Source organism: Massilia sp. CCM 8734 (assembly GCF_011682155.1).
GTDB classification, from domain to species: Bacteria; Pseudomonadota; Gammaproteobacteria; order Burkholderiales; family Burkholderiaceae_D; genus Telluria_A; species Telluria_A rubra.
Genome location: NZ_WHJI01000098.1, coordinates 1 through 4,876, shown reverse-complemented (window position 1 = coordinate 4,876; position 4,876 = coordinate 1). Strand labels below are relative to the sequence as shown.

General features: G+C 48.8%; 6 protein-coding genes. All 6 read right to left on the bottom strand.

From position 1 onward, the window contains the following. Window positions 1-374: hypothetical protein (locus F2P46_RS35455; protein WP_166899177.1), on the bottom strand; the 374-nt coding region annotated here is incomplete at its 3' end. Continuing rightward, window positions 371-1,822: a hypothetical protein gene (locus F2P46_RS35450; RefSeq protein WP_166899175.1), complete on the bottom strand. Its 1,452-nt coding sequence runs from the start codon at window positions 1,820-1,822 to the stop codon at window positions 371-373. The genes F2P46_RS35450 and F2P46_RS35455, both read right to left, overlap by 4 nt. A 3-nt stretch (window positions 1,823-1,825) precedes the next feature. Beyond that, window positions 1,826-2,212: a DUF4150 domain-containing protein gene (locus F2P46_RS35445; protein ID WP_166899173.1), complete on the bottom strand. Its 387-nt coding sequence runs from the start codon at window positions 2,210-2,212 to the stop codon at window positions 1,826-1,828. A gap of 1 nt (window position 2,213) precedes the next feature. After that, a complete protein-coding gene (locus tag F2P46_RS35440) occupies window positions 2,214-3,314 on the bottom strand; it encodes a hypothetical protein (RefSeq protein ID WP_166899172.1) in 1,101 nt (366 codons plus the stop codon). 19 nt (window positions 3,315-3,333) lie between these two features. Beyond that, a complete protein-coding gene (locus F2P46_RS35435) occupies window positions 3,334-4,431 on the bottom strand; it encodes a DUF2169 domain-containing protein (RefSeq protein WP_166899170.1) in 1,098 nt (365 codons plus the stop codon). Between the two features lie 14 nt (window positions 4,432-4,445). Continuing rightward, window positions 4,446-4,876 (bottom strand): DUF6484 domain-containing protein (locus tag F2P46_RS35430; RefSeq protein ID WP_208296916.1); only part of this gene is annotated, 431 nt, incomplete at its 5' end.

Here is a 4,876-nt window from a genome sequence, read left to right as displayed (position 1 = left end):
TGGACTGAAATGAAGGAATAGCCTTTGCCGAGGCCGTCAGGCTGGCCCGAATCTTTGAAAAAGTGCTCATCAAGGCGCCCGTTTCGGCTCGTTAGCGTCGCCTCACGACGTTTTGCAAGAGGCTCATAGGTATAGCTCCATCCGTCTAGGGAAATTGCTCCCCATTGATCATCAATTTCTTCGTCACTATAGTAAACCACCAAACGTTTTGGGCGGAGGGTTGAATCGTGGCCCTCGCGCTCCTCATCTTCAACCTCTTGATCTGAGTACAATCTGTCGAGAACGAAGCCATATGTAGTTCGGTCTTGTACAGCGCATCCGACAATATAATACTTATGAAATGTTCCGTAATATTCACGATTTGTAATACTCATGGCTTTTTCGTCCTTTTCTTCGGCGCAATTATTTCAGGTTCAGCCGGACGCGCTTTAACCGGGGATCCGGTGCCGGCGTTGGCATTAAGCATTTCTTTGTCGCAAGACCCATAATGTTGGTCGAGTTGCGCTTCTAAACATTTTCGATCGCAGTGGGCTGCCCCAGCTTTCTCTACCGCGTCAATTCCTTGTTTTTTTGCCTCGGTATAAGATATCAAATCCTTGTTTAAATTCTTTGCAGCTTGGCTACCTTTGTACGTTTTGATCGACTTGCTGAGCTCTTCGTGAGCCTTACCATGACTACCGTGCTTAAAACCATTTTTGGTTCCTTCAAGGCAAATAGTCGGAGCTTCATCGTAATTATATGCTGAACATTTTACGTTTTCCATCATCGCATCGGGAATAATGTGATGACCCGTTTGCCCGGGGCAACATCCGTTTCCATGTCGCGCTTGTGCTGTCGCTTTGTTCTGGTCAGTTGCGCCTGGAACACGTACGCCGTCCGGCGAAGTAAGCTTATATGGAATGAGAAGGCACTTACGTGCACGCATGCAGCTATTTATCTGTGCCATTAACGACATAGCGTCCGCTTGCGCCTTATGGGGCTTCGTCTTATACTCCGCCATGATTTTGTCGGCTTCTTCCCCTATGTCCTTTATTCGCACCATGGCGTCATAAGCAGCTTTACCCTTTGGGCCTGGGAGTACTGCTAATTGGCTCGCTGTATAAATAATATCAGCCACAGTCAAGCTTGCCATGAGAATCGGCATGAAGATGGTTTCGCAGAAAACAGCTCCTGCGGCAATCTTAATTCCTGTCTTTATCAAAAATTTCTGTATCAGATCTTCAGCCGCAGCCTTTGCAGCTTCGAGCGCTAACCCTTTTAAAGTGTCTAAGGCGCTGAATAACATGCTTAGGCGATTATTCTTTATCTCCTCAAACATTTTGTTAATTTCGTCTTTGATAGTCTCCCCATCGGGCTTGTCATGCGGTGTGACCCATGCTCCAGTACAGCCGTCGTCCATCCATGCAGTGCCATCGAAAGCTGTTTTGCTATTAATATCCTTTACATATCCTGTACTCTTTTTACCTATTGCATCGATAGTTTTTGCCGCCTCTGCAAGTTTTCCGTTTAATCCCCTCGTTTTTGATTTCTTAGAATTGCTCTTTTTCTTATCTTTTGATTCTTTTTCGTCGTCGTCATGCTCGGGAGTACATTCTTTCACCACTGCTGCGCGATCTTTCACGCATACCTTTTTGTTGAATGTATCTAAATAGACCGTACTTATCGTATTCGGGCTAGTGGCTGGAGTAGCTTTGCTATCATTTTTTTTATCATCAGCCTTTGTTTTCTCCTGTTCTGCCGTGTTTTTATTTTTATTTGTGCTGTTTTTTTCAGTGCCCGCAGTTTTACCTCGCGTTTTTTTTATGCCCGGAATATTTACCATTTTTTATCCGTGATTGTGGGTCATTGGATCGCAATGCCGGCATACGTTAAGTCCTTCAACTTTCACGTCTGGAGACCATGCTGTAAAGTAGGCTTTACCCTTAATTGTGTGAGTAGCAAACCCCATACCCAAATTCCGAGTGGCAGGTTCATTTCCGACACTGTTCGCTAAGTAAGATACATCTCTCAAAGCAATCGATGTTCCGCAAATAAATACTGTGGTTGATCCATTCGTCAAATCTTTGGCTGATGCAGTGTTTGTATAAGGTATTAAGAGTGGACCTGCCGGTGGGGCTGGCGGACTCCAACATAGATCAGGCCCAATTGTTGATTTTCCATCAGCAGCCTTTGAGCACACTTCATTGTCATTCGCATAGACATGGGTCTCCATATTAAACATCTCCGTGGTTTTGCACGACAACAGCACATCGAGCACCGTTATCGTTTGAAAGGTGAATGAGCCCCGTGGTACCGGCAGAATATGTTGAATGCTGCATGCCACGAGATAGCCACGCCAAGATGGCAGGGCCGGTTGCGCACCCAACTTCACCAATTTTATCCGCCAATGTCAGATGACTAAGTTTATGACTGCCGCACATCACCCTCGTTATCGCGTTAGCGGCATCGTTTGCATAAAATTGCTCACCATTCTGATCGCTGCTACGGAAGTCCAGATCTTCCGGGGATATTTTTGCTTGTTTGCACGCTGCGCGTATTGCGTTTGTTAATCCTATTCCTCGGCTGGGTACACTTCCGTCCCAGCGGCCAGTCTCGTGACCGATTCCGATGCCTTTTATGTGTAAGCCTCTTTCGTCCGAACTGCCCAAACGTAGTAACAATGCAACTGCGGCCTCCCCGGGTAAAAAGCCGTCGCTGTTTCCTGGTACGAATAGCCGGGACTGTTCGAGGTAGAAGTTAATTTCAACATTGTTTAAGTAGCTGTCCGCTGCAATCAGTAAGACTTGTTTCACTTGGCGACTAGCTAACTCATCCGCCACCATTAATAATGCTTGAGCCAGGCCAGCACGACCTTCCAATAGTACCCGAATGCGATAAGGGATGTCTAAACCATCGGTTTCTGGGTGAGGCGAAATTTCTTTTCGTAAATGCAGCATTGCAGACTGAGCCAAATCTTCAAAATTCTTCTTATCCGAGGTTATTCGCTCATTATCTGGCACAAGCACGATCAACGCAGTACACAGTGGATCAAACAGTAAATGAGCGTCCGTCGTGTTTTGTGCACAATCCCGTAAGGCATAATCAATCCAACTTCGGATGCGTTGAGGTCCATAACTCTCGTCAGGTAGCATCGCTATGTTTAGCGGAACTGTAGGCGCGCTGTAAAACATACTCTCTTGAAAATGATCCATATTTGCACGGATTGCACAGACAGCGGCATCTAGATGGTAGCCTAACGCGCAGCATAGGCCAGCTGCTGATACGACAATACTGTTATTATCTGTCATTTCACCGGTTGCGGAATCGCGTGTCATGTCATCATTCTCCACTATGTTACGTGCCACTGCAGTTAGCACAGTTTGAAAGACCTAACGATTTTGTGTGCCACCACTGGGCGCTCACGGGTCCAACAGCTATTGTGTCAAATTCTTGTATGCGACGTTTGAATGGAATGCTGACACGCCAGACTACGCTAAAGCGTTTCTCGTCAGGTTCGAAATAAAGTGTATCGACTACTGCCACCGGCTCGGCAGTCGTGTAATCGCTTCTTAATACACGTATGTTTAAATTGTTAAGCTTGGGTAGTTTGAACCTGACATCCGGTCGGTTTGGCATCATATTGCGAAGAATAATCTGTTCTTTACCAATTGGATATTCCATTTGTTGATCCTCCGGAGCGCATTGATTAAATTGCTCATCGAAGTCTTCCGGCAAAAATGGGAATTCGTCGCGCTGCCAAGTTTCATCGTAAGTGCCTGTATAGGTTGGGCGCGGTTGCCAATGTCGAGCGACGGCCGAAAATGCGACCGGCTTTTGTTTTCCACTTGGCTTACGAACTGGATCGTCGAGAGCTTCTAGATTTGGTACTGGTTGGCCATCGATATCGTCGTCGGCGCATGTCCCAAACCAGCCGATGCCTGCTGGATTCTCTAATCGCGCTTCTGTGAGCGTTGAGGCATTTTTCCCCCAGCCTTTCTTATATTTTCGAGTGCCGCCGAACGCCTTTCCGAAGTGCAGTGGCATTTGCATGAAAGGTTGCGCTTCGGAAATTGAAATTAAACCCAGACGTTTTCGCCAACGCCGTTCTCCATGAACCTTAATGCCCTTTCGCAGGGAACCGACCTGCCAGACTACATTCAGTTCTTGCGCTGGGGCGCCTTGAGGAGCATGCGCGTTGGCATTGAAGAGAACATCGCAACGAGGCTTGAATCGCACTATATCTGATCCATATAGCATGGCGCTTTCGCCCGGATCGCCTACGAAAACATCAGCTTTCTCAATGGGTTGTGGCGGCAGCGGACGGGGGCGCTCCCCGGAACATGGAATTTGCCATGTTGCTTTTGTTACGATGACGAGGTGGGCGCGCCCAGTTACGTCGACTGCCGAGCTAATGTCCACCACAAGATGTTTCGAACCTACAATGACTTCCATAAAGACACCTGAACCTAATTGATATTGACCGAGCCGCCCAAGATGCGCTGTGTCGCACTGGCGTGGCTGGTGATGTACGTGCCGCGTAGCTGAATGCGGCCATCTGCGCTAAGGATCAACGCCGCTTCGCCGCAGCGCAGTTCGATCTCACGCTCGGCGGTGAGTACCACGCGATCGCCGTCGAGGAGCGCGTCGGTAGAGGCGGGTGCGGGCGGCACCGGCGCCGCCAGCATCACGCCCAGGATAATCGGTTGCATCGGATCGCCACCCTCGAATCCCAATGCCAAGGACTGACCGATATTGCTCGGATCGAGCGGACTGATGCTGCGGGCGCGGATGCGGCTCAGGCCGAACGTGGCGATGCTGACCAAGGCGCCGCCGTCGGCGCCGATACCATCGAAGGTACCCACGGCAATGCCGTCTGCGCGTGCGGGCCGCTGCGGCG

Bases quoted from the DNA above. Each gene is read 5' to 3' on its own strand.
- F2P46_RS35450 (WP_166899175.1), bottom strand. From the start codon at position 1,822: ATGGTAAATATTCCGGGCATAAAAAAAACGCGAGGTAAAACTGCGGGC.
- F2P46_RS35445 (WP_166899173.1), bottom strand. From the start codon at position 2,212: ATGGAGACCCATGTCTATGCGAATGACAATGAAGTGTGCTCAAAGGCT.
- F2P46_RS35440 (WP_166899172.1), bottom strand. From the start codon at position 3,314: ATGACACGCGATTCCGCAACCGGTGAAATGACAGATAATAACAGTATT.
- F2P46_RS35435 (WP_166899170.1), bottom strand. From the start codon at position 4,431: ATGGAAGTCATTGTAGGTTCGAAACATCTTGTGGTGGACATTAGCTCG.